Origin of the sequence: Inquilinus limosus MP06, assembly GCF_000767795.1 — a bacterium.
Lineage (GTDB): Bacteria > Pseudomonadota > Alphaproteobacteria > DSM-16000 > Inquilinaceae > Inquilinus > Inquilinus limosus_E.
In genome coordinates this window covers 1-4,340 of the sequence record NZ_JANX01000538.1, presented here as the reverse complement: position 1 = coordinate 4,340, position 4,340 = coordinate 1, and the positions used below count along the sequence as shown (strand labels likewise).

The 4,340-nt window shown below is 71.2% G+C and carries 4 protein-coding genes; 3 read left to right on the top strand and 1 reads right to left on the bottom strand.

Annotation, left to right across the window (positions count from 1 at the left end; genetic code table 11):
• Positions 1-1,260: ABC1 kinase family protein (locus tag P409_RS27825; protein ID WP_034846062.1), on the bottom strand; the 1,260-nt coding region annotated here is incomplete at its 3' end.
• Positions 1,261-1,419: 159 nt separating this feature from the next.
• On the opposite strand from P409_RS27825, the gene serS reads away from it, so the two are divergent.
• Genes serS through P409_RS27810 form a run of 3 tightly spaced genes read left to right on the top strand, consistent with a single transcriptional unit; the run spans position 1,420 to position 4,138 of the window.
• Positions 1,420-2,694, top strand: a complete 1,275-nt coding sequence (gene serS, locus P409_RS27820) for a serine--tRNA ligase (RefSeq protein WP_034846061.1) — start codon at positions 1,420-1,422, stop codon at positions 2,692-2,694.
• Between the two features lie 2 nt (positions 2,695-2,696).
• Complete coding sequence (gene surE, locus P409_RS27815; protein WP_034846060.1) at positions 2,697-3,455, top strand: 5'/3'-nucleotidase SurE; 759 nt, start codon at positions 2,697-2,699, stop codon at positions 3,453-3,455.
• Between the two features lie 11 nt (positions 3,456-3,466).
• A complete protein-coding gene (locus P409_RS27810; protein WP_034846059.1) occupies positions 3,467-4,138 on the top strand; it encodes a protein-L-isoaspartate(D-aspartate) O-methyltransferase in 672 nt (223 codons plus the stop codon).
• Positions 4,139-4,340 lie beyond the last annotated feature (202 nt).

Sequence of the window (4,340 nt, the reverse complement as noted above, 5' to 3'; positions counted from 1 at the left end):
GTCCAGGCGCCGGACCACCCCTTCGGAGGTCATCAGCGCCTTCAGCACCAGCGCCAGGTCCGGCGGCAGGGCCAGGTCGTGGTCGCGCATCAGGGCGACGAAATCGGCCAGCGCCTGGCCCAGCTTCAGCCGGCCCAGCGCGCCGCGGGTGTGGCGGGCCAGGAACGCCTCCGTCGCCTCCTCCAGCGGGCGGGCGTCGATGTCGGGCTGGCCGGCCCAGTCCAGCAGCACCTCGCGCACACCGGCGGCGCTGCCGCCGGTGATCGCCGCCATCAGCGTCACCAGCTGGTCGCGCCGCCGCGCCGACAGCCGGCCGATGGTGCCGAAATCGAGATAGGCGATGCGGTCGCCCGCCAGGCACAGCATGTTGCCGGGATGCGGGTCGGCATGGAACACGCCGTCGATCAGCATCATCTGCAGGAAGGCGTTGGAGCTGCGGGCCGCCAGCGCCCGCCGGTCCAGCCCGGCCCGCTCCAGCGCCGCCTCGTCGCTGGGACGGATGCCGGCGACGAAGTCCTGCACCAGCACCTCCTCTCTGGTCCAGGCCCAGTGGATGCGCGGCACCACGACCTCCGGCTGGTCCTCGAACTGGGCGGCGATCAGCTCGGCGTTGCGGCCCTCATTGGCCAGGTCCAGCTCCTCGCCGATCGCGGCCGCCAGGGTCCGGGTGATCGCCTCCGGGCGATAGCGGCGCAGCTCCGGTAGCTCCTCCTCGGCCAGCCTGGCGGCATGGGCCAGCAGGCGCAGATCGGCCTCGACCAGCGGCCGCAGCCCGGGCCGGCGGATCTTCACCACCACCTCGGTGCCGTCGGCCAGCGCCGCCCGGTGCACCTGGGCGATCGAGGCGGAGGCCAGCGGCGTCCGGTCGAAGCGGGCGAAGATCGCGTCGGGCGCGCCGCCCAGCGCCGCCTCCAGCACCGGCGCCAATTGGTCATAGGGCAGGGGCGGCACGCGGTCGTGCAGCTTCTCCAGCTCGGCGATCCACTCCGCCGGCAGCAGGTCGCTGCGGGTGGCCAGGATCTGGCCCAGCTTGACGAAGGTCGGGCCCAGCGCCTCGATCGCCAGGCGCAGCCGGGCCGGCGTGTCCTGGCCGGGGGCCGCGGCACCGGTATCCCCCGGCGCCAGCCCGGCCTGCCTCAGCAGCCGGTGCAGCCCCAGCCGGCGCACCAGGTCGCCGAAGCCGAAGCGCAGCAGCACGGTGACGATCTGCTGCAGCCGCTTCAGGTCGCGGGCGACGACGAAGGCGGTAGGAAGGACCATGCGCGACCTTGGCATCGGGTGGGACCGGACTGCAACGTCGGTGCCGCCGCCGGGTTCCGCCGCCAGATGCGAATGGCCACGCCGCCCCGTTTGCGTCCGGCCGGCCCAGCACCTATAACCAGCGCACGATTCCCCGATCCGGCAGTCACCGAGCGCGCGATGCACGACATCCGATTCATCCGAGAGCATCCCGAGGCCTTCGACAAGGGGATGGCTCGGCGGGGTCTGTCGCCCGTCGCCGCCGAGCTGCTGTCGCTGGATGAGCGGCGGCGCCAGATCACCACCGAGCTGCAGGGGCTGCAGACCCGCCGCAACGCCGCGTCCAAGGAGATCGGCGCCGTCAAGTCCAAGGGCGGCGACGCCCAGGCGCTGATGGACGAGGTTGCCGCCATCAAGGCGAAGATGGGCGAGCTGGAGCAGGCCGACCGCGACGCCGAGGCGGCGCTGACCGCCCGGCTGGCCGAGCTGCCGAACATCCCCGACGACGACGTGCCCGACGGGGCCGACGAGAGCGGCAATATCGAGATCCGGCGCACCGGCGAGCCGCGGCGGCTGAACAGCGCCCGCGACCATGTCGACCTGGGCGAGGGCCTGGGGCTGATGGACTTCGCCGCGGCCTCCAAGCTGTCCGGCGCCCGGTTCGTGGTGCTGCGCGGCGCGCTGGCCCGGCTGGAGCGGGCGATCGGCCAGTTCATGATCGACCTGCACATCAACGAGCATGGCTACACCGAGATCGCGCCGCCCTTCATGGTGCGCGACGAGGCGGTGTACGGTACCGGCCAGCTGCCGAAATTCGCCGAGGACCTGTTCCGCACCAACACCGGCCACTGGCTGATCCCGACCGCCGAGGTGCCGCTGACCAACCTGGTCGCCGGCGAGATCCTGGAGCAGGAGGGGCTGCCGCTGCGCTTCACCGCGCTGACGCCGAGCTTCCGTTCCGAGGCCGGGTCGGCCGGGCGCGACACCCGCGGCATGATCCGCCAGCACCAGTTCAGCAAGGTCGAGCTGGTCAGCATCACCATGCCGGAGCAGTCGGCCGCCGAGCATGAGCGGATGACGGAGTGCGCCGAGACCGTGCTGAAGCGCCTCGGCCTGGCCTTCCGCACCATCGTGCTGTGCACCGGCGATATGGGCTTCACCGCCCGAAAGACCTACGACATCGAGGTCTGGCTGCCGGGGCAGGGGCGGTACCGCGAGATCTCCTCCTGCTCCAACACCGGCGAGTTCCAGGCCCGGCGGATGCAGGGCCGGTTCCGGCCGGAGGGTGAGAAGGGCACGCGGTTCGTGCACACGCTCAACGGCTCCGGCGTCGCCGTCGGCCGCGCCTTGATCGCGGTGATGGAGACCTATCAGCGGCAGGACGGGGCGATCGAGGTGCCGGAGGTGCTGCGCCCGTATATGGGCGGGATCGAGATCCTGGACGTGAAGGGCTGACGATGCGCATCCTCCTGGCCAATGACGACGGCATCAACTCGACCGGCTTCTCGGTGCTGGAGCGGATCGCCCGCGAGCTGTCGGACGACGTCTGGGTCTGCGCGCCGGAGACCGAGCAGTCGGCCGCCAGCCATTCCCTGACCATCCACCGGCCCCTGCGCCTCAGGAAGATCGAGGAGAAGCGCTTCGCCGTCGACGGCACGCCGACCGACTGCGTGCTGCTGGCGGTGAACCATGTGATGAAGGACAGGCGGCCCGACCTGGTGCTGTCCGGCGTCAATCATGGCCGCAACATCGCCGAGGACGTGACCTATTCCGGCACCATCGCCGCGGCGATGGAGGCGACGCTGCTGGGCATCCGCGCCATCGCCTTCAGCCAGCAATTCGCCGACGGCCGCCGGCCGGATTGGGAGACGGCGGCGCGTTGGGGCGCCGAGGTCGCGCGCAAGGTGGTCGCCATGGACTGGCCGGAGCAGGTGCTGGTCAACATCAACTTCCCGGCGGTCGACCCGGACGCGGTCACGGGCGTCGCCGTGGTGCCGCACGGGCTGCGCAAGATCGGCGACGTGCTGGAGGAGCGGCTGGACCCCCGCGGCCGCACCTATTTCTGGATCGGCACCAGCCGGACCGAGGAGGCGCTGCAGGGCGAGGAGACCGACGTGTCCGCCCTCCGGGACGGCCGGATCACGGTGACGCCGCTGCATCTCGACCTGAACCACGCCGCCGCGATCCAGTCCCTGCGCGGCGCGTTCGCCAAGTAGGGCTGTCGCCCATGATCGCCGAACCACGGCTGATCCGGCTGCTGATGCATCTCCGCCGGTCGGGGATCACGGATCATCGCGTCCTCGGCGCGATCGAGCGGGTGCCGCGCGAGGCCTTCGTGCCCGACGCCTTCCTCGACCAGGCCTATGAGGACATCGCCCTGCCGATCGGCCGCGGCCAGACCATCAGCCAGCCGATGGTGGTCGGGCTGATGACCCAGGCGCTGGAGGTCGGCGACCGGCACAAGGTGCTGGAGATCGGCACTGGCTCCGGCTACCAGGCCGCGGTGCTGGCGCGGATCTGCCGCCGGCTCTACACCATCGAGCGGCACAAGCCGCTGCTGGATCTGGCGCTGGAGCGGATCGCCGGCATGCGCATCAGCAACATCACCGCGCGCTGGGGCGACGGCATGAAGGGCTGGCCCGAGCAGGCGCCGTTCGACCGCATCATCGTCACCGCCGCCCATCGCGGCGACCTGCCGCCCTCAGCGCTGACGGACCAACTGGCGATCGGTGGTATAATCGTGATTCCCATGGGGGACGAGAAGCGGAACCAGCGCGTGGTCCGCTTCACGCGGACCGAAACCGGATTGGAGCGGGAGGATCTGTGGCCAGTTCGCTTCGTGCCTTTGCTGCCGGATCTTCCCGACGGGGAGGATGGCGGCTCCGGCCCATCCTACTGACGACCCTCGCCGCGGCGGGGCTCGCGGCCTGCAACGTTCCGCCCAGCGCGGATGAGATCACCCAGAGACCGGCGACCGCGCAGGTGCAGCCGGGCGACGACGTGCTCGCCATCGTCCGCCGCTACGACGTGTCTATGCCGGCGCTGATCGCGCTGAACGGGCTGCAGCCGCCCTATGCGCTGCAGGCCGGGCAAACGCTGCG

Excerpts from the sequence above, each read along its gene's own strand:
- serS (WP_034846061.1), top strand. The coding sequence starts at position 1,420 with ATGCACGACATCCGATTCATCCGAGAGCATCCCGAGGCCTTCGACAAG.
- surE (WP_034846060.1), top strand. The coding sequence starts at position 2,697 with ATGCGCATCCTCCTGGCCAATGACGACGGCATCAACTCGACCGGCTTC.
- P409_RS27810 (WP_034846059.1), top strand. The coding sequence starts at position 3,467 with ATGATCGCCGAACCACGGCTGATCCGGCTGCTGATGCATCTCCGCCGG.